Source organism: Agromyces sp. NPDC055520, assembly GCF_053619715.1.
Window position 1 is genome coordinate 1 of record NZ_JBSHJY010000053.1, and the last position, 20,223, is coordinate 20,223.

16 protein-coding genes are annotated in these 20,223 nt (G+C 69.1%); 5 read left to right on the forward strand and 11 right to left on the reverse strand.

Translation table 11 applies throughout. The features are described from left to right. Positions 1-14: 14 nt before the first annotated feature. The 8 genes from guaA to ACWGST_RS15285 form a co-directional block, all read right to left on the reverse strand. On the reverse strand, positions 15-1,568 hold the full coding sequence (gene guaA / locus ACWGST_RS15250; protein ID WP_452047530.1) for a glutamine-hydrolyzing GMP synthase: 1,554 nt from the start codon (positions 1,566-1,568) through the stop codon (positions 15-17). A 74-nt stretch (positions 1,569-1,642) separates the two neighbouring features. Beyond that, positions 1,643-2,137, reverse strand: a complete 495-nt coding sequence (locus tag ACWGST_RS15255; protein ID WP_452047517.1) for a DUF3817 domain-containing protein — start codon at positions 2,135-2,137, stop codon at positions 1,643-1,645. Positions 2,138-2,178: 41 nt separating this feature from the next. Next, positions 2,179-2,967 carry an SURF1 family cytochrome oxidase biogenesis protein gene (locus ACWGST_RS15260; protein ID WP_452047518.1) on the reverse strand — a complete coding sequence of 263 codons (789 nt, stop codon included), beginning with the start codon at positions 2,965-2,967 and terminating at the stop codon, positions 2,179-2,181. Between the two features lie 131 nt (positions 2,968-3,098). Next, entirely contained in the window at positions 3,099-4,448 is a 1,350-nt protein-coding gene (locus tag ACWGST_RS15265) for a hypothetical protein (RefSeq protein WP_452047519.1), read from the reverse strand. Between the two features lie 152 nt (positions 4,449-4,600). Further along, on the reverse strand, positions 4,601-6,346 hold the full coding sequence (locus ACWGST_RS15270) for a glycerol-3-phosphate dehydrogenase/oxidase (RefSeq protein ID WP_452047520.1): 1,746 nt from the start codon (positions 6,344-6,346) through the stop codon (positions 4,601-4,603). A 235-nt stretch (positions 6,347-6,581) separates the two neighbouring features. Further along, positions 6,582-7,706 (reverse strand): GuaB3 family IMP dehydrogenase-related protein, encoded by a 1,125-nt coding sequence (locus tag ACWGST_RS15275; RefSeq protein WP_452047521.1) that lies wholly within the window; start codon positions 7,704-7,706, stop codon positions 6,582-6,584. A 52-nt stretch (positions 7,707-7,758) separates the two neighbouring features. Continuing rightward, positions 7,759-8,202, reverse strand: a complete 444-nt coding sequence (locus tag ACWGST_RS15280; protein WP_452047522.1) for a DUF6463 family protein — start codon at positions 8,200-8,202, stop codon at positions 7,759-7,761. Between the two features lie 75 nt (positions 8,203-8,277). Then, positions 8,278-9,978: an ABC-F family ATP-binding cassette domain-containing protein gene (locus ACWGST_RS15285; RefSeq protein ID WP_452047523.1), complete on the reverse strand. Its 1,701-nt coding sequence runs from the start codon at positions 9,976-9,978 to the stop codon at positions 8,278-8,280. A 133-nt stretch (positions 9,979-10,111) separates the two neighbouring features. On the opposite strand from ACWGST_RS15285, the gene ACWGST_RS15290 reads away from it, so the two are divergent. Beyond that, complete coding sequence (locus tag ACWGST_RS15290) at positions 10,112-11,278, forward strand: MalY/PatB family protein (protein WP_452047524.1); 1,167 nt, start codon at positions 10,112-10,114, stop codon at positions 11,276-11,278. A gap of 84 nt (positions 11,279-11,362) precedes the next feature. Here the strand turns inward: ACWGST_RS15290 and guaB are convergent, their stop codons facing one another. After that, a complete protein-coding gene (guaB, locus tag ACWGST_RS15295; RefSeq protein WP_452047525.1) occupies positions 11,363-12,865 on the reverse strand; it encodes an IMP dehydrogenase in 1,503 nt (500 codons plus the stop codon). A gap of 401 nt (positions 12,866-13,266) precedes the next feature. Here guaB and ACWGST_RS15300 point away from each other — a divergent pair, with 401 nt between their 5' ends. Genes ACWGST_RS15300 through ACWGST_RS15315 form a run of 4 tightly spaced genes read left to right on the forward strand, consistent with a single transcriptional unit; the run spans position 13,267 to position 17,072 of the window. Next, complete coding sequence (locus tag ACWGST_RS15300) at positions 13,267-14,418, forward strand: branched-chain amino acid ABC transporter permease (protein WP_452047526.1); 1,152 nt, start codon at positions 13,267-13,269, stop codon at positions 14,416-14,418. Positions 14,419-14,433: 15 nt separating this feature from the next. After that, the gene (locus ACWGST_RS15305) at positions 14,434-15,414 is read left to right on the forward strand and encodes a branched-chain amino acid ABC transporter permease (protein ID WP_452047531.1); all 981 of its coding nucleotides are present in this window, start codon (positions 14,434-14,436) and stop codon (positions 15,412-15,414) included. Beyond that, positions 15,404-16,318: an ABC transporter ATP-binding protein gene (locus ACWGST_RS15310; protein ID WP_179550939.1), complete on the forward strand. Its 915-nt coding sequence runs from the start codon at positions 15,404-15,406 to the stop codon at positions 16,316-16,318. The genes ACWGST_RS15305 and ACWGST_RS15310 overlap by 11 nt, the downstream gene beginning before the upstream one ends. Further along, the gene (locus ACWGST_RS15315; RefSeq protein WP_452047527.1) at positions 16,305-17,072 is read left to right on the forward strand and encodes an ABC transporter ATP-binding protein; all 768 of its coding nucleotides are present in this window, start codon (positions 16,305-16,307) and stop codon (positions 17,070-17,072) included. Before ACWGST_RS15310 ends, ACWGST_RS15315 begins: the two co-directional genes overlap by 14 nt. A 538-nt stretch (positions 17,073-17,610) precedes the next feature. Here ACWGST_RS15315 and ACWGST_RS15320 read toward each other — a convergent pair. After that, the gene (locus tag ACWGST_RS15320; RefSeq protein ID WP_452047528.1) at positions 17,611-18,906 is read right to left on the reverse strand and encodes an ABC transporter substrate-binding protein; all 1,296 of its coding nucleotides are present in this window, start codon (positions 18,904-18,906) and stop codon (positions 17,611-17,613) included. Positions 18,907-19,169: 263 nt separating this feature from the next. After that, entirely contained in the window at positions 19,170-20,123 is a 954-nt protein-coding gene (gene rarD, locus ACWGST_RS15325) for an EamA family transporter RarD (protein ID WP_452047529.1), read from the reverse strand. Positions 20,124-20,223 lie beyond the last annotated feature (100 nt).

Below are 20,223 nucleotides of genomic sequence, written 5' to 3' on the forward strand. Positions count from 1 at the left end.
TGTCAGGAGCGGCACTACTCCCACTCGATGGTGCCCGGCGGCTTCGACGTGACGTCGAGCACCACTCGGTTCACCTCGGGCACCTCGTTCGTGATGCGGTTCGAGATCTTCGCGAGCACGTCGTAGGGCAGGCGCGTCCAATCGGCGGTCATCGCGTCCTCCGACGAGACGGGCCGCAGCACGATGGGGTGGCCGTAGGTGCGGCCGTCGCCCTGCACGCCCACCGAGCGCACGTCGGCGAGCAGCACGACGGGGCACTGCCAGATCTCCTGGTCGAGGCCTGCAGCGCTCAGCTCCTCACGGGCGATCGCGTCGGCCTCGCGCAGCAGGTCGAGCCGCTCGCGCGTGACCTCGCCGACGATGCGGATGCCGAGCCCGGGGCCGGGGAACGGCTGACGCCCCACGATCGCCTCGGGCAGCCCGAGCTCGCGGCCGATCGCGCGCACCTCGTCTTTGAAGAGGGTGCGCAGCGGCTCGACGAGCTCGAACTGCAGGTCTTCGGGAAGGCCGCCGACGTTGTGGTGGCTCTTGATGTTCGCGGTGCCCGTGCCGCCGCCCGACTCGACGACGTCGGGGTAGAGCGTGCCCTGCACGAGGTACTTGATCGGCTCGCCGTCGGCGTCGGCCTCGGCGATGAGGTCGCGCTCGGCCTGCTCGAACGCGCGGATGAACTCACGACCGATGATCTTGCGCTTCGTCTCGGGGTCGCTGACACCGGCGAGTGCCTCGATGAACGTGTCGGCGGCATCGATCGTGACGAGGCGGATGCCGGTGGCGGCGACGTAGTCGACCTCGACCTGGCGGCGCTCGTCTTTGCGCAGCAGACCGTGGTCGACGAAGACGCAGACGAGCTGGTCGCCGACGGCCTCGTGCACGATCGCCGCGGCGACCGCGGAGTCCACGCCGCCGGAGAGACCCGCGATCACGCGACCGGCGCCGACCTGCTCGCGGATGCGCGCGACCTGCTCGGCGATGACGTTGCCCGAGTTCCAGTCGGCGGGGATGCCGGCGGCGCGATGCAGGAAGTTCTCGATGATGCGCTGGCCGAACTCCGAGTGCTTGACCTCGGGGTGCCACTGCACGCCGTAGAACTTCTTCTCGTCGTCGGCGAACGCGGCGACGGGCGTCGACGCGGTCGAGGCGAGCACTTCGAAGCCCTCGGGCGCACGCGACACCGAGTCGCCGTGGCTCATCCACACGGTCTGGTGGGCGGGCTGGCCCTCGAGCAACGCGTTGCCCGATGCATCCGTCACCGTCGCAGCCGTCGCGCCGTATTCACGCAGGCCGGTCTGCGAGACCTCGCCGCCCAGCTGCGTGGCCATGACCTGGAAGCCGTAGCAGATGCCGAGCGTCGGCACGCCGAGCTGCAGGATGCCCTCGTCGAGCGCGGGCGCCCCCGCTTCGTAGACCGACGACGGCCCGCCCGACAGCACGATGCCGATCGGGTTCTTGGCGGCCACCTCGGCTGCGGTGATCGTGTGCGGCACGATCTCGGAGTAGACGGATGCCTCGCGCACGCGCCGCGCGATGAGCTGCGCGTACTGTGCGCCGAAGTCGACGACGAGCACCGGCCGCTGCGCGGTGGGCTGCGCGGTGGGCTGCGCTGCGGGCTGCTCGGTCGGCTGCGCTGCGGGCTGATCGGTCACGGCTGGGCCTCCACGGTGTTGTCGGAAGTGTCGGACGTGTCGGAACTCGCGGCCTCCGCCGCCTCGCGACCGTCGAGGTAGCCGCGCACCTCGCGCCCGATGCGCACCTCGAGGAAGAACGAGAGCAGCGGCACGATGCCGCCGAGCGCGATGACGATGAACCGCATGAACGGCCAGCGCATGAGGCTCCACAGCCGGAAGTCGCTGAAGAGGTACACGACGTAGAACCAGCCGTGGGCGATGAGGATGCCGGTCGAGAGGTTGACGCCCGTGCCGGTCGACTCGAGCCCGGTGGCCGTCTCGACCATGGGGGCGAAGGCGAGCACGCCCTGATCCCCGAAGGCGAAGAGCTCGTAGTGCAGGCCGTACTTCACGATCATCTCGGCGCAGAGCAGCAGCAGCATGACGCCCGTGATCACCGAAGCGACCTGGTAGAACTTCAGCGCCCCGCGAATGCGCGGCAGATCGGCGGATTTGGGCTCGAGGGGCATGACACCAGTCTACGCGGCGTCCGGGGCATGGAAATCGATGGTCAAGCGGATGCCTCGGCCTGCTCCTGCTCGTCGCGCTCACGCTCGACGGCGTCGCGCACGAGGCGGTACCAGAGGTAGATCGCGAACCCGGCGAAGACCGCCCACTCGATCGCGTAGAACACGTTGAGCCAGTCGAGCTGCTGCTCCTGTTCGGGCGGCGGCGAGGCGATCGCTTCGAGCCCGGCGCCCGCTCCGCCGAGTGCTCCGGCGGGCGGCTCGGCGGCGGTGACGTAGCCGAAGTACACGGGCCGGTCGTCGTAGTCGGCCCAGATGTTGATGAGCTGCGCGACGGCGACGGTCTGCATGGCGAACGGGTCGCCGTCGTGGTCGGGGGCGATCGGCGCCTCGCTCGGCAGGAACCGGCCGGCGATCGTGATCGGTTCGCCCGGATCGATCGACCGTTCGAACGCCTCGGCGGCCGCGCGCGCCGTCGCTTCGTCGGCCGCCCAGCCGAGGGCGACGGGCAGCCCGCCGGGAGTGCCATCCGTCACCTCGAGATGGACGACCGGCCAATAGCCCGCGACGCCGTCGTTCAGTCGGCCCTCGACGACGACCGCGTCACCCGGCACGACGGTGCCCGTCACCTCGACGAGCTGGGCGGTCGCCGACTGCTCGGTCGGCTGGTCGGGCTCGGCGAGGCCCGTGAAGGGCCGCACGTCTTCGGTCGGCCGCTCGACGACGACCGAGGACTCGACGGCCCGTGCGAGCTGCCACTGACCGAGCGCGGCGAACCCAGCGGCGATGCCGAGGGCGAGGAGCAGGGCGAGCACCCATCGGGGGCGCAGCATCATCTGCAGCATCAGTCGCGGGCTCCTCGATTCGGCGGCCCCGCAAGTCTATCCGCGCTGAAACGCGAAGGTCGCAACCGCCTGCGTACAGCGGTTGCGACCTTCGCGCGGTGTGCGGGTCGACTTCGGGGTCAGCGCCGGCTGGGCTGTGCGCGACGGCGCACCAGGCGGAATCCGACGAGGCCGGCACCGGCGGCGAACAGCATGGCAGCCAGGCCGACGATCAGGCCGGCGTCGACGCCCGTATCGGGCAGTGCCGCGGGCTTGGCCGGCGTGACCGGCGTCACGGGCGCGGCCACCGGCACGAAGCTGTACTCCACGCCGTCGAACGCGAGCGAGGCGACCACGGAGGGGGTGGTCTCCTGTGCGAGCACTCCGAAGGCGAGCACGTCGACCGTGCCGTTGGCCTCGATGGCCTCGATCAGGTCGCCGAGCAGCACGGGGGTGTTCGCGGCGATCGCCGCGGTGGTCGCGGTGGCGGGGACGGCCTTGCTCGAGACCCACTGGTCGCCGAGCGCGAACGTGGTGGTACCGGGTCCGGCGCCGAAGGCCGGGCGCAGGGTGGTGAACGTGTTCGCCTCGCCGAAGAAGATCGGCACCTGGAAGAAGACCTCGCCGCTGACGACGTCGACATCGGCCGAGGTGATCAGCTGGGCGAGATCGGCGTCGGCGAGTGGGGTTGCGAGGCCGTTGATGATCTGCGAGTTCGCGCCGTTGCCGAGGCTGAGTCCCTCGTCGGTGATGCCGAAGGCCGGTGCGGCGTTGGTGTAGCCCTCGTGCCAGCCCGGGTAGGTCGACTCGTCGGGCCGGATCTCGGCGGCCGTGACATCCACCGTCGACGTGACCGGGATCGCCGTGACATCACGCGTGAACAGGAAGGTGTCGGGGCCCCAGGTGATCGACTCGATGCCGCTCGGGTTGGCGGCCTCGGCGAAGACGCCGAACCCGGAGTAGCGCAGATCGGTGTCGGCTTCGAGGCTCGCGAGCAGCGCCGAGAGTTCGACCGGCGCATTCGCCGTGACGTCGCCGATCGTGCGGCTCGAGGTCCAGAGGTCGGTGAGCGCGGCGCTGTGCGGGCCGGTGGGGAAGCCCGCCACCGGGCGGAGCGTGCCCCAGCCCGCGGCGGTGGTCACGGCGACCTGCGAGAACACGACGCCGCGAGTGACGCCGATCTCGGAGCCGTCGATGAGCGCACCGAGCTCGGCTGCGGTCGTCGGCAGGCCCTGCGCGCCGCTGTCGACCAGGCCGTTCAGGATCTGCGAGTTCGCGCCGTCGGCGAAGCTGAGACCGTTCCAGTGCAGCGAGAACGCGGGCGTCGCGTTGCCGTTGCCCTCGTGCCAGCCGAGGTAGCTCGACTCGTCGGGCGCGATGCTCGTCACGTGGGTGGTCGCAGCCGAAGCCGGGGCTGCGACGACGAGCGCCGCTCCGGTGAAGGCGAGCGCGAGGGCTGTGGCCCCCGCGACACTACGGGTCAAGCGCATCGGTGCAACTCCTCCAAGAAAGGGAAGGCGCCCGAGTCCGGGCGCTCTGCGAGCAGGCTAGTCCGAAGCGGACGCCGTTTCCCATTTCTGTCGTCTCGTTCGTGTAACGAACCGCGGAATCATGCGGTCGGAACCCCCCGAACTGGAGGCGTTCAGTCGACCTTCACGATGTCGGGCGCCTCGAGCCGTACCCGGTCGGCCGATTCGTCGTCGGGCTGCTCTTGCGACGCTCGCTCGGCTTCGACGCGCTGCAGGTAACGCTCGACCTCGAGCGTCTGCCGTGCCGTGTCCCAGCCGAGCGCCTTGCCCATGAGCCTCGCAGCGACGGGGGCGGCCGAGACGCCGCGGTCCCACGCCTCGATCGAGATGCGCGTGCGACGGGCGAGCACGTCGTCGAGGTGCAGGGCCCCCTCGTGCGTGGCGGCGTACACGACCTCGGCGCCGAGATAGTCGTCGGCGCCCGGCAACGGCTCGCCGAGCTTCGGGTCGTCGCGGATCAGGTCGAGCAGTTCATCGGTCATCGTGCCGTAGCGGTTCAGCAGGTGCTCGATGCGCACCTCGTGCACGCCGAACGCGCGCGCGATCTTGCCGCGCTTGTTCCACGCCGCCTGGTAGCCCTCGGCGCCGAGCAGCGGGATGTCCTGCGTCGTCGATTTCGGCACCTTGCCGTCGAGCGCGTCGGCGGCCGCGTCGATCGCGTCCTTCGCCATGACCCGGTAGGTCGTCCACTTGCCGCCCGCGATGACGACGAGACCCGGCACGGTGTGGGCGACGAGGTGTTCGCGCGAGAGCTTCGAGGTCTGGTCGCTCTCGCCGGCGAGCAGCGGACGCAGACCGGCGTAGACACCCTCGACGTCTTCTCGCGTGAGCGGGATGCCGAGCACCGCGTTGACGTGCTCGAGCAGGTAGTCGATGTCGGCGGCGGTCGCGGCGGGATGCGCCTTGTCGAGGCTCCAGTCGGTGTCGGTCGTGCCGATCAGCCAGTGCCGGCCCCAGGGGATGACGAACAGCACGCTCTTCTCGGTGCGGAAGATCATGCCCATCGCCGACTGGATGCGGTCGCGCGGCACCACGAGGTGGATGCCCTTCGACGCCCGCACCTTGAAGGTGCCGCGTTCGCCGACCATGCGCTGGGTGTCGTCCGTCCAGACGCCGGTCGCGTTCACGACCTGCTTGGCGCGCACCTCGAAGTGCTCGTCGGTCTCGAGGTCGTGCGCCTTCACGCCGACGACGCGTTCGCCGACCTTGACGAACCCCTCGACCTTCACCCGGCTGGCGACGTGCGCGCCGTAGAACGACGCGGTTCGCGCGAGGGAGGCGACGTAGCGGGCGTCGTCGACCTGGGCGTCGTAGTACGTGAGGCCGCCGACGAGCGCGTCCTTCGAGAGCGACGGGATCGCGCGCATCACCTGTCGTTTCGACAGGTGCCGGTGGTGCGGAACGCCCGGCGGGCGCCCGCCCGTGTAGCTGAAGATGTCGTAGAGCATCATGCCGGCGCCTACGTAGAACCGCTCGATGACGCGGGTCTTCAGCGGGTACAGGAACCGCACGGGCTTCACGAGGTGCGGCGCGATGCGCTGCAGCAGCAGGCCGCGCTCGATGAGCGCCTCGCGCACGAGCCTGAAGTCGAGCTGTTCGAGATAGCGGATGCCGCCGTGCACGAGTTTCGACGATCGACTCGAGGTGCCCGAGGCCCAGTCACGGGCTTCGAGCATGCCGGTGGAGAGGCCGCGCGTGACCGCATCGAGCGCGGCTCCGGTGCCGACGATGCCGCCGCCCACCACGAGGATGTCGAGCTCTTTCTCTTTCAACCGGGAGATCGCGGCCGCTCGTTCTTCGGGCCCGAGCTTGGTCGAACGCGTCACGGACTTGAGCTTCGCCGACTTCTGAGTCGCCATCGTGCCACCTCATCCCCGCGGCCTCACGGCGTGCCGCGCGATCCGCTTCAACGCTACCCGAAGCCGCCGTGCTTGGCACCGCGGACTGCGCGCGTCAGACCGACTGATACGGAGCGACGACCGTGAACCCGGCCGCGCCGGTCACGCCGACTGATACGGCGCGACGCCCGTGAACCCGGCCGCGCCGGTCACGCCGACTGATACGGCGCGACGCCCGTGAACCCGGCCGCGCCGGTCACGCCGACTGGTACGGCGCGACGACGACGTCGACGCGCTGGAACTCCTTGAGGTCGGAATACCCCGTCGTCGCCATCGAGCGCTTGAGTGCACCGATCAGGTTCGTGACCCCGTCGGCCGACGGCGCGGGCCCGTAGAGCACCTCTTCGAGCGGCGCGACCTGGCCCACGTGCACGCGCATGCCGCGCGGCAGCTTCGAGTGGTGCGCCTCGGCGCCCCAGTGGAAGCCTCCGCCCGGGGCATCCGTCGCCCGTGCCAATGCCGTGCCGAGCATGACCGCATCGGCGCCGCACGCGATCGCCTTGACGATGTCGCCCGACTTGCCGACGCCGCCGTCGGCGATGACGTGGACGTATCGCCCGCCGGACTCGTCGAGGTAGTCACGACGTGCGCCCGCGACATCCGCCACCGCCGTCGCCATCGGTGCATGGATGCCGAGCGTCGCGCGTGTCGTCGACGCCGCTCCGCCGCCGAAGCCGACGAGCACGCCCGCCGCGCCCGTGCGCATGAGGTGCAGGGCCGCGGTGTAGGTCGCGGCGCCGCCGACGATGACCGGCACGTCGAGTTCGTAGATGAACTTCTTGAGGTTCAGCGGCTCTTGATTCTTCGAGACGTGCTCAGCCGACACGGTGGTGCCGCGGATGACGAACAGGTCGACGCCCGCCGCGACGACGGTCTCGTAGAGCTCTTGCGTGCGCTGCGGTGACAGCGCGCCCGCGACGGTGACCCCCGCCGCGCGGATCTCGGCGAGACGGGCGCTGACGAGCTCGGGCTTGATCGGCTCGGAGTAGAGCTGCTGCATGCGGGTCGTCGCGGCCTCGGGCGCGAGGCCGCGGATCTCGGCGAGCACGGGCTCGGGGTCGTCGTAGCGGGTCCAGAGTCCCTCAAGGTCGAGCACGCCGAGGCCGCCGAGCTGGCCCATCATGATCGCCGTCTGCGGCGAGACGACGGAGTCCATCGGTGCCGCGAGGAACGGGATGTCGAACTGGTACGCATCGATCGACCAACCGACCGAGACGTCTTCGGGGTCGCGCGTGCGCCGACTCGGCACGATCGCGATGTCATCGAATGCGTAGACGCGCTGGCCCCGCTTGGAGCGGCCGATCTCGATCTCCTGGGTCACCACTCAACCCTACCCGGCCGATCCTCCACCGGCCGAGACCGGCCACGAGGAGCTACCGCGACGACATGACGCCGATGGCGACCGTGTCCGCACCCTGGTCGGCCGGCCGTCGCCGACGTTGCTCGCGCGCCGACTGCACGACGGCGAGCACCGCCGCAACGAGCACGAACAGGAACCCCGACACCGGCGCCGCACTCACCCCGATCAGCGCCACCAGCAGCAGCGCGATGCTCACCGCCCACGGCATCCGCCCTGCGCGCTCGAGAGCGGTCATGGCCACGCCCGCCACCACACCGAAGAATCCCGTCATCAAGAACCAGAGCGCCACCTCGAGGTCGCTCGTCACCGCTCCGAACCAGCCGTCGGCCAGTGCCTCGCCCAACGCCGGCGCGGACGCGAGCACCCCCACCGCCGTGTGCAGCGTGCACACGATGATGAGCGCCGGTCCGGCGAACGCCCTTCGATTGCTGCTTTTCTTGCTGTTCTGTCTCGTCATGCCGATCAGTCTGGGTTCCGGCACCCCCTCTGCGCCTCACCCGATCGGGCGACCCGCTCGCACCGCCACGCCCGCTCAGCGCGCCCGCGCCACGCGTGCCTCGTCCCACACCGGGGCGTCCGACTCGTAGACCTCGCCGTCGCCGCCGAACACGAGGAACCGGTCGAATCCGCGCGTGAACCAGCGGTCGTGCGTGACGGCGAGCACCGTGCCGTCGAACTGCGACAGCCCCTCTTCGAGCGCCTCGGCCGAGACGAGGTCGAGGTTGTCGGTCGGCTCGTCGAGCAGCAGCAGCGTCGCACCCGAGAGCTCGAGCAGCAGGATCTGCAGCCGCGCCTGCTGGCCGCCCGAGAGGTCGTCGAACCGCTGCAGCGCGGCACCGGCGAGCCCGTAGCGGTCGAGCGCCGAGCTCGCGGCCTCACGCGCCATGCCGTCTCGGTTCGCGTCGCCGCGGTGCAGGATGTCGAGCAGGGTGCGACCCAGGTACTCGGGGTGCTCGTGGTTCTGCGCGAACCAGCCGGGCACGACCCGCGCGCCGAGCACCGCGCGGCCCGCGTGGGGCACCCGGGCGAGCGACTCCCCCACGGTCGTGACGTGGCCCAGTGTGCGGTCGGGTTCGGTGCCCCCGCCCGCGAGCAGTCGGAGGAAGTGCGACTTGCCCGAGCCGTTGGAGCCGAGCACGGCGACCCGGTCGCCGTACCAGACCTCGAGATCGAAGGGCTTCATGAGCCCCGTGAGCTCGAGCCGCTCGCCGACGACGGCGCGCTTGCCCGTGCGGGAGCCGCGCAACCGCATCGAGACGGCCTGCGCGGGCGGCCGCTCTTCGGGCGGGCCGGCCTCCTCGAACTTGCGGAGGCGCGTCATGGCCGCTTGATACCGCGAGGCCATGCCGTCGTTGTAGGTCGCCTTGACCTTCAGGTTGGCCACGAGGGTCTTCAGCGCCGCGTGCTGCTCATCCCATCGGCGGCGCAGTTCGTCGAGTCGTTCGAAGCGCTCCTCGCGCGCCAGGTGGTAGCCCTCGAAGTTGCCGCCGTGCACCCATGCGGTGTTGCCCGCCGCGCCGAGCTCCAGCGTCACGATGCGGTCGGCGGCGCGCGCGAGCAGTTCGCGGTCGTGCGAGACGAGCAGCACGGTCTTCGGCGTCGCCCGCAGCTGGGATTCGAGCCAGCGCTTGCCGGGCACGTCGAGCGAGTTGTCGGGCTCGTCGAGCAGCAGCACCTGCTCGGGCCCGCGCAGCAGCGCCTCGAGCGCGAGCCGCTTCTGCTCGCCGCCCGAGAGCGTTGCGAGCTCGCGCCACTTCGCGCGTTCGTACGGTATGCCGAGCGCCGCCGTCGTGCAGTGGTCCCACACGACCTCCTGCTCGTAACCGCCCGCCTCGGCGTACTCGGCGAGCGCGGTCGCGTAGCGCATCTGGGCCGCGGTGTCGTCGTGTTCGATGAGGGCGGTCTCGGATGCTTCGAGCTCGACGGCCGCCGCGCGCACACGGGTCGGCGCGACCGAGACGAGCAGGCCTTGGACCGTGGCATCCATACCCTCGATCGTGACGCCGGTGCCGACGAACTGGTCCATGACCCCCAGGCCGCCGTCGACCTGCACGCTGCCCTCGTCGGGGCGCAGCTCGCCGCGGATGATGCGCAGCAGCGTCGACTTGCCCGCGCCGTTGGCGCCGATCAGGGCCGTGGTGCGGCCCTCCGTCACGCGGAACGCGAGGTCGGCCAGCAGCGGCCGGCCGTCGGCGAGCGAGAATGAGACGCCGTTGACGTCGATGAAGCCCATGGGTTGTCCGTTTCGTTCTGCGGCTCCCATGGACTCGATCGCCCGGTGCCGCACCGCCCGATGGGCAGCCGACCAGACTAGCGCGCCTCGATCGCCTCTGCCACCCGCAGCCGTTCTGCGGCAAGCTGGAGCCATGCAACGCATCGCAGCCGAGCCCCTCGACCTCCTCCGCAGCCGCACGAGCGCGAAGTGGCGCCTCTACCCGGCAGACGTGCTGCCGCTGCCCGTCGCCGAGATGGACTACCCGCTCGCCGACCCGATCAAGGCGGCTCTGCACGCGGCCGTCGACCGATCCGACACCGGGTATGCGGTCGGCAGCCTGCCCGTGGCCGAGGCGTTCCAGGGCTTCGCCGGCACCCGTCTCGGCTGGCAGGTCGACCCCGCACGCGTGACCTGCACGGCCGACGTCAGCATGGGCATCGTCGAGGTGCTGCGCCAGGTCACCGAGCCGGGCGACGGCGTCGTCATCACGCCGCCGATCTATCCGCCGTTCTTCGACCTCGTCACCGAGGCGTCGGGGCGAGTCGTCGAGGTGCCGATGCTCGGCGGCATCGACGAGGGCTGGTCGCTCGACCTCGACGGCATCGACGCGGCGTTCGCGGCCGGCGCCCGTGCGATGGTGCTGTGCAATCCGCACAACCCGATCGGCCTGGTTCCGGATGTCTCGCAGCTGGCCGCCCTCGCCGAGATCGCGGCCCGACACGGCGTCACGATCGTCTCCGACGAGGTGCACGGCCCGCTCGTGCAGCCGGGCGTCGACTACGCTCCGTTCCTGACGGTCTCGGATGCCGCTCGTGAGCACGGCATCGCCGTGACGGCCGCGACCAAGGCGTTCAACATCGCCGGGTTGAAGGCGGCCCTCATCGTCTCGGCGAGCGAGCGCGGCGACGCGGTGCGCGCGGCGCTGCCCTACGAGGTCGAGTGGCGCATGAGCCAGTTCGGGTCGATCGCCTCGGTGGCGGCCTTCCGGCACGGCGGCCCGTGGCTCGACGGCGTGCTCGCGAGCCTCGACGACAACCGGAGACTGCTCGCCGAGCTGCTCGCCGACGAGCTGCCGGGCGTGCGCTACCGGCTCCCCGATGCGACGTATCTCGCGTGGCTCGACCTCTCGGCGCTCGGCTGGGGTGACGACCCCGCCGCGTACGCCCTCGAACACGCGAAGGTCGCCCTCGGCATCGGCCCGACATTCGGCTCGAGCGTCGGCCGCGGGCACGCCCGACTGAACTTCGCGTGCACGCCCGAGGTGCTCGCCGAGGCGATCACGAGGCTCGCCGACGCGCGGCGAACGGTGGTCGAGTAGCGCCCGACGAAGGAGGACGCGTATCGAGACCCCGCACGAGGTCTCGATTCGCTCGCTTCGCTCGCTACTCGACCAGCGCGTGAATCAACGCGTGTAGTTCGGCGCCTCGACGACGATCTGCACGTCGTGCGGGTGCGACTCCTTGAGCCCGGCCGGCGTGATGCGCACGAACTTGCCCTTGCTCTTCAGCTCGGCGATCGTGCGCGCCCCGACGTAGAACATCGACTGGCGCAGGCCCCCGATGAGCTGGTACGCGACGGCCGACAGCGGGCCGCGGTAGGGCACCTGGCCCTCGATGCCCTCGGGGATCAGCTTGTCGTCCGACGGGACATCCGCTTGGAAGTACCGGTCTTTCGAGTACGAGGTCTTCTGGCCTCGAGTCTGCAGCGCACCCAGCGAGCCCATGCCGCGGTAGGCCTTGAACTGCTTGCCGTTCTGGAAGACGAGCTCGCCGGGGCTCTCGGCGGTGCCGGCGAGCAGCGAGCCGAGCATGACGGTGTCGGCGCCGGCGACGAGCGCCTTCGCGATGTCGCCCGAGTACTGCAGGCCGCCGTCGGCGATGAGCGGCACGCCGGCGGGCTTCGTCGCCTTGGATGCCTCGTACACGGCCGTGATCTGGGGCACGCCGACGCCCGCGACGACGCGCGTGGTGCAGATCGAGCCCGGGCCCACGCCGACCTTCACGGCGTCGGCGCCCGCGTCGACGAGCGCCTGCGCGCCCTCGCGGGTCGCGACGTTGCCGCCGATGACGTCGATGTGGGCGAACGTCGGGTCGGTCTTCAGCCGGCGGATGATGTCGAGCACGCCGGCCGACTCGCCGTTCGCCGTGTCGACGACGAGCACGTCGACCCCGGCGTCGCGCAGCGCCTCTGCACGTTCCCACGCGTCGCCGAAGAAGCCCATCGCGGCGCCGACGCGAAGACGGCCCTCGCCGTCTTTCGTGGCGTTCGGATACTGCTCCGACTTGTCGAAGTCCTTGACGGTGATGAGGCCCGTGAGGTGGCCCTCGTCGTCGATGAGCGGCAGCTTCTCGACCTTGTGCTTGGCGAAGATCGCGAGCGCCTCGTCGGGGTTCATACCGACGCGGCCCGTGATGAGCGGCATCTTCGTCATGACCTCGGCCACCGTGGTGGTGGGCTTCTCGAAGTCCGAGACGAAGCGCATGTCACGGTTCGAGATGATGCCGACGAGCTTGCCGTCGGCGTCGACGACGGGCAGCCCGCTGACGCGGTACATGGCGCAGAGTGCGTCGACATCGGCGACGGATGCCTCGGGCGTCGTCGTCACCGGATTGGACACCATGCCCGACTCGCTGCGCTTGACCCGGTCGACCATGTCGGCCTGGTCGGCGATCGAGAGGTTGCGATGCAGGATGCCGATGCCGCCCTGACGGGCCATGGCGATCGCCATGCGGGCCTCCGTGACGGTGTCCATCGCCGCCGAGAGCAGGGGGGTCGCAACGTTGATGCGGCGGGTCAGGCGCGACGTCGTGTCGGCCTCGCTCGGAATCACATCGGTATGGCCAGGCAGCAGGAGGACGTCGTCGTAGGTGAGTCCTGTGAGTCCGAACGGGTCGGCCTGGTCCATGTCGCTCCTTGTGTCGAGTTCTGCTCGATTGCCGCGCGCCGGTGATCGGGCCCGCGGTATCAATGTTAAGCGAGTTTGCATCCGAGGCATTCCCGGATAACAATCGAACGCCGTTTGCCTCATGAGCGAAACACATGAGACATAATCGGCACGTACTGTCGACGACGTTGTCGACAGGTAAGGACCGAACCCCGACGGCCACCAGCCTGACGGGCGCCCTTGGAGGTGCAGTGAAACCAACACGAACGCTCGCCCATCGGTCTCCAGGGAGGTGGCTCGTACTCCTCGGAATCCTCGCGTCCGCACTCACTCTGTCCGGCATCGCAGCGTCCCCTGCGATGGCGGAGGATGGGAGTACGGCCCAGGCTTCCGAAGAATTCGAGTACCACTTCACGGGGAACGTGCAATTCGATCGCGAGCCGCTCGAAGGCGTCAAGATCACGGTCGAAGGCGGCGGCTTCAAAGCCGACGCCGAGACCGATGCCGAAGGCAAGTGGCGCATCGGCGTGCCCGAGAAGGCCGAGTACGAGATCACCCTCGATGAGGACACGCTGCCCAAGGGGGTCGTCGTCGCGAAGGGCGAGGCCACGATCACCGCCGAATTCGGCCTCACGAAGCTGAAGGCGGTCAACTTCTTCCTCGGCGAGGGCGAACGCACGACGACGAACTTCGGCGCGCAATTGCTCGAACGCACGATCAACGGCCTCAACTTCGGCCTGCTGCTCGCGCTCGCCGCCATCGGCCTCTCGCTCATCTTCGGCACGACGGGGCTCTCGAACTTCGCCCACGCCGAGATGGTGACGTTCGGCGCCCTCATGGTTCTGACCTTCGGCGTCGACCTCGCCTGGCCGATCTGGCTGGCCATCGCGGTCGCCATCGTGCTGAGCGCCGCCCTCGGCTGGGGGCTCGACGCCGTCATCTGGAAACCGCTTCGCAAACGCGGCGTGGGGCTGATCCCGCTCATGATCGTGAGCATCGGCCTCTCCCTGGCGATCCGGTACACGTACCAGTTCTTCTACGGCGGATCGACTCGGCAGCTGCCGGGGGCCACCGCCCCGAAGGAGATCTCGTTCGGCGGCGTCCAGCTCTCGTGGGTCGACGTCGGCAGCATGATCGTCTCGGTCGTGGTCCTCCTCGCCGTCGCGTACTTCCTCGTGAGGACTCGTATCGGCAAGGCCACCCGTGCCGTCGCCGACAACGCGAGCCTCGCCTCGGCGAGCGGCATCGACGTCGACCGGGTCATCCGCATCGTCTGGGTGCTCGGCGCAGCGCTGGCCGGCCTCAGCGGCATCCTGTGGGCCTACTTCCGCCCCGGTGTCAGCTGGGACATGGGCTTCCAGATCCTGCTGCTGATCTTCGCCGCGGTCACGCTGGGCGGACTCGGCACCGCGTTCGGCGCCCTCGTCGGCTCCCTCATCGTCGGTCTCTTCATCGAGATCTCGACGCTCTGGCTGCCGAGCGACCTGAAGTACGTGGGCGCGCTCGTCGTGCTGATCCTCGTACTGCTGTTCCGACCGCAGGGCATCCTCGGTCGCCGCGAGAGAATCGGCTAAGGAGGACCGACCATGATCGACTGGATTCAGATCTTCTCCAACGCGGCGCAGGAGCTCATCAGCCCCACGACCGCGGCGTACGCGCTGGCGGCCCTCGGCCTCGCCATCCACTTCGGCTACACCGGCCTGCTGAACTTCGGACAGGCGGGGTTCATGGCGCTCGGCGCCTACGGCTACGCCATCTCGGTGCTCACGTTCGGGCTGCCGGTCTGGGCGGCCGTGCTCGTCGGCATCGGTGCGTCCGCCGTGTTCGCCCTGATCCTCGGTATCCCCACACTGCGGCTTCGAGCCGACTACCTCGCGATCGTCACGATCGCGGCGGCGGAGATCCTGCGGCTCATCTTCACGACGAACACCTTCGAAGCCGTCACGGGCTCCGCCCAGGGCCTCAACGGCTACAAGGGCAGCTTCGCCGCCCTGAACCCCATCCCGAAGGGCACCTACGGCTTCGGCCCGTTCCAGTACAACGAGTACGACTGGTGGCTGCGGATCGTCGCGTGGATCATCGTGGTGCTGCTCGCGCTGCTCACATGGCTCATCATGCGCAGCCCGTGGGGGCGCGTCATCAAGGGCATCCGTGAAGACGAAGACGCCGTTCGCGCGCTCGGCAAGAACGTCTACTCGTACAAGATGCAGAGCCTCATCCTCGGTGGCGTCTACGGCACCCTCGGCGGCATGATCTTCATCCTGCCGCGCGCGGTGGTTCCGGCGAACTACCAGACCTCGCTCACCTTCTTCGTCTACGCGATCCTGCTGCTCGGCGGGGCCGCCACGATCCTCGGGCCCATCATCGGCTCGATGATCTTCTGGGTGCTGCTCTCCTTCTTCTCGGGCTTCATCTCCCGTGCGGTCGAGGCGGGCTGGCTCCCGTTCATGACGCAGGTGCAGGCCGGACAGCTCCGGTTCATCCTCGTCGGCATCGCGATCATGCTGATCGTGATCTTCAGGCCTCAGGGCATCTTCGGAAACAAGAAGGAGCTGGCCTTTGTCAAGTGATGTCACTCCCACGTCCAAGCCGGTGAAGACCACCGGCCTCCACATCGGCGAAGCAGAGCCGGGATGCCGCAAGGTCGACCCGATCCTCATCGCCGACGGGGTCACCCGCACGTTCGGCGGCCTGAAGGCCGTCGACGTCGACCACGTCGAGATCCCTCGCGGCGCGATCACCGCCCTCATCGGCCCGAACGGCGCCGGCAAGACGACCTTCTTCAACCTGCTGACGGGCTTCGACAAGCCCGACACCGGCAAGTGGGAGTTCGAGGGGCGTTCACTCGCGCACGTGCCCGCCTACCGGGTCGCACGCATGGGGCTCATCCGGACCTTCCAGTTGACGAAGGCGCTGGGCCTGCTCAGCGTGCTCGACAACATGAAGCTCGGCGCGAAGGGCCAGAGCGGCGAGAACCTCTTCCGCGCGGTCTTCCCCTTCATCTGGCGCAAGCAAGAGGAGGAGATCGAGGCGAAAGCGGTCGAACTGCTCACCCGCTTCAAGCTCGACGCCAAGCAGACCGACTACGCGGCGAGCCTCTCGGGCGGGCAGCGGAAGCTCCTCGAGATGGCACGGGCGCTCATGAGCGACCCGACCCTCGTGATGCTCGACGAGCCGATGGCGGGTGTCAACCCCGCCCTGACGCAGTCGCTGCTCGATCACATCCTCGACCTCAAGTCGCAGGGCATGACCGTGCTGTTCGTCGAGCACGACATGCACATGGTGCGCCACATCGCCGACTGGGTGGTCGTCATGGCCGAGGGTCGCATCGTGGCCGAGGGCGATCCGCACACCGTCATGGAGAACCCCGCCGTGATCGACGCGTACCTCGGCGCGCACCACGACACCGATCTGGGTGTCACCGACACCGAGAACATCGAAGCCATCAAGGAGCTCATCGATGACGAACAGTGAATCCGCCGCGAGCGCGGTGATCGAGCCCCTCGGCGACGAGGTCGTCGCCGTCGACAACGTCACCGCCGGGTACCTCCCCGGCGTGAACATCCTGAACGCGTGCTCGCTCGTCGCGCGACAGGGTGAACTCATCGGAATCATCGGCCCGAACGGCGCCGGCAAATCGACCCTGCTCAAGTCCATCTTCGGACTCGTGAAGGTGCGCGAGGGCCAGATCCGGCTGAACGGTGAAGAGATCACGAACCTGAAGGCGAACAAGCTCGTCGCCAAGGGCGTGGGCTTCGTGCCGCAGACGAACAACGTGTTCCCGTCGCTCACCATTCAGGAGAACCTCGAGATGGGCCTGTTCCAGAAGCCCAAAGGGCTGAAGGAGCGACTCGAGTTCGTCACCGAGATCTTCCCCGAACTCGGCAAGCGGCTCACGCAGCGAGCCGGGTCGCTCTCGGGCGGTGAACGCCAGATGGTCGCCATGTCACGCGCGCTCATGATGGGGCCGCACGTGCTGCTCCTCGACGAGCCGAGCGCCGGCCTCTCCCCCGTGCGTCAAGACGAGGCGTTCCTGCGGGTGAAAGAGATCAACCGCGCCGGAGTCACGACCATCATGGTCGAGCAGAACGCCCGCCGCTGCCTGCAGATCTGCGACCGCGGCTACGTGCTCGACCAGGGCCGCGACGCCTACACGGGCACCGGTCGCGACCTGCTGAACGACCCGAAGGTCATCGGCCTCTACCTGGGCACGCTCGGGCAGGACTGACCGGCGCACGCGAACGACACAGAGGGGCGGATGCTGCGGCACCCGCCCCTCTTCGCTGCCCCCGCCCCTCTTCGCTGCCCCCACCCCTCTTCGCTGCCCCCACGCCGCCCTGTGCCCGCTTCGTTGACGTCGTGCAGCACTGCGCCCGCTTCGCTGACCTGCGCGAACGGACACTAGATGCCGCCTATGCAGATGCGGCATCTACTGCCCGCTCGCGCGGGCGATCCGCACATGAAAGCTCGGGCAGGCGAAGTACGGCCATGCCGCTGCCGCTGCCGCTGCCGCTGCCGCTGCGGCTGCGGCTGCGGCTGCGGCTGCGGCTGCGGCTGCGAGCCTCCCCTATCCCAGAGCTCGGCGAACGGGCAGTAGATGCCGCCTCATCAACGTAGAAGCGGCATCTACTGTCCACTCGCGGCACTGGGCTGGTCGCCTGCGGCGCTGCGCACGGTACGGCCACGCCACGCAGACGCACACGCACCCCGGGCACGCGAAAAGAGGGCCCCGGCCGAAGCCGGGACCCTCTCAGCGACCACCCGAACTAGTTGATGCGGGTGTAGGTGTTGTCGTCGCCGTACTCGTAGACGCCGATGGTCGCCTCGGTCGGGTCACCGTGCTCGTCGAGCGTGATGGGACCGGAAGCGCCGTCGAAGTCGATCTGCTTGCCCTCGGCGAGCAGCGCAGCGCCGTCGGCGAAGTTGGTGACCTTCTCGCCGTCGCCCGAGCCACCCGAGACCTGACGCAGGTACTTGGCGATCTCGGCACCTTCGGTGCTGTTCGCCGCGTACGCCGCGAGGGCCACGAGGATCGTCGCGTCGTACGACTCGGGGCCGTAGCTGAAGTCGGCGAGATCCGGGTTGACTCCGAGGAGCCGGTCGCGGAAGTCGTCGGCGAGCTTCGGGCCGGGCAGCGTGCCCTTCGAGCCGGCGATCAGGCCGGGCGCGAAGTCTGCGCTGTAGTCGGACAGGTTGCCGTCGACGAAGTAGAGCTGGTCGCCGGGGTAGCCCGAGCCGACGAGCGCCGGCACGACGACCTTCGCCTCGTCGAACGTGATGACCGCGACGGCGTCGGGGTTCGCGGCCGAGATGGCCGAGAGCTGCGCGTCGAAGTTCGAGTCGCCCGTGTTGAAGAGCTCTTCGGCCACGACTTCACCGCCTGCCGCCTCGAACGCCGCCTGCGTCGCCTTGGCGAGGCCGGTGCCGTACGGGTCGTTCAGCACGAGGAGGCCGAGCGTCGAGTTGCCGTCGTCTGCGATCTGCGTGCCGAGCACCTCGCCCTGAAGCAGGTCGGAGGGTGCCGTGCGGAAGTACAGACCGGCGTCTTCGTACTCGGTGAAGTCGGGCGAGGTGTTCGCCGGGGAGAACTGCACGACTCCCGCCGAGGTGATCTGGTCGATGACGGTGAACGAGACGCCCGACGATGCGGCACCGATGATCGCCGAGACGTCCTGCGAGAGCAGGTCGGTCACGGAGACGGTGGCGATGTCGGTCGTGGTGTCACCGGAGTCGCGGTAGACGACCTCGAGGTTCATGCCCGAGTCTGCGTCGTTGACCTCTTGCGCGCCGAGCGCGACGCCTGCTTCTTCGGGCGGGCCGAGGAACGCGAGCGTGCCGCTCTGGGGAAGGATCGTGCCGATCTTGAGGTCGAGGCTGCGCTCGCCGGCCTTGATGGGCAGTGCGTCTCCGGCGGTGTCTTCGCCGGGGTCGGCCGACTCGGTCGGCGCCGTGCCACCCGTTGCACACGCAGACAGGAGGAGGGTGCTGACGCCGGCGATGGCGAGACCCGTCCAGGCTGCGCGAGCCGAGCGCTTGGCCGTGGCCTTCGCGAATACGCTCATGTTGCTCCTTGGGACTGAAGGAAATTGGTACACAATGCAGCGCCATGGTGACGCCGTTGTCTGACAGTATTCCGCGCCAATGACGGAAACAAGACGCTGCGGTCACAACCCGGTAACACCGCGTCAATCGTTACCCTGTCGTCACCTCAGGCCGCTGCCACGCACGAAATTTGCGGATCGACCTGCCGTCACGCGAGGATCGCGCGCACGCGGCATCCGCTCAGGATCGCCGACCCGGCCGTGCAGCAGGCCGGCCCTGCGCCTCAGACGGGCTCGACGATCACCCGGCGCGAGGCGTGCACGCCTCGGAGCATGTCGACCGTCAGCACCACGAGCGCGAGCCACACGAGGCCGAAACCCACCCAGCGCTCGGGCGGCATCGGCTCCTGGAGGATGAACACGCCGACGAGGAACTGGATGAACGGCGCGAAATACTGGATGAAGCCCATGAAGATGAGCGGCAGCCGGCGGGATGCCGCGGCGAACAGCAGGAGCGGCACCGCGGTGACGGCGCCGAGCCCCACGAGCAGCACCGTGTGCCACACGCTGACGGTGCCGATGGTGAGCCCCGTCGTCATGGCGACGAAGACGAGTTGCGCGATCGCGAGCGGCGTCAGCCAGGCGGTCTCGAGGGTCAGGCCCGAGACGGCGTCGACCTTCGGCCCCACGCGCTTCTTGATGAGGCCGTAGAACCCGAACGAGAACGCGAGGATGAGGGCGATCCACGGCAGTTTGCCGTACCCGACGGCGAGCACGGCGACCGCGACGATCGAGATCCCGACGGCCGTCCACTGCGTCGGGTTCAATCGCTCGCGCTGCACGAACACACCGAGGAACACGGTGACGATCGGATTGATGAAGTAGCCGAGCGCGGCCTCGACGACCTGACCGGATGTCGCGGCGTAGACGTAGGTCTGCCAGTTGACGAAGATGAGCAGCCCCGCGAGTCCCATCGTCCACACGACCCGTCGGTCGCGGAGCAGCAGACCGAGCGCACGCCATGCGCGCGTGATCGTGATGAGCAGGGCGCAGAAGACGAGGGAGAACAGCACCCGCCACGCGACGATCTCGATCGGGCCCGATGGCGCGAGGGCGATGAAGTAGATCGGCAGGAAGCCCCACAGCACGTAGGCGCTGACGGCGTAGAGCAGACCTGAGCGGCTCGCACCAGGGGGATTCGCCGACGCGGAAGCCTGGAATCTGGAGCGCGATGACACCAGCACAGACTACGCCAGCGTCCGGCCGTGCCGGCGCCGGCAGGCGGTGGCGCGACGCACGCGACGGAGACGACGAGGCCCGGATGCCCCGCATGGGGCC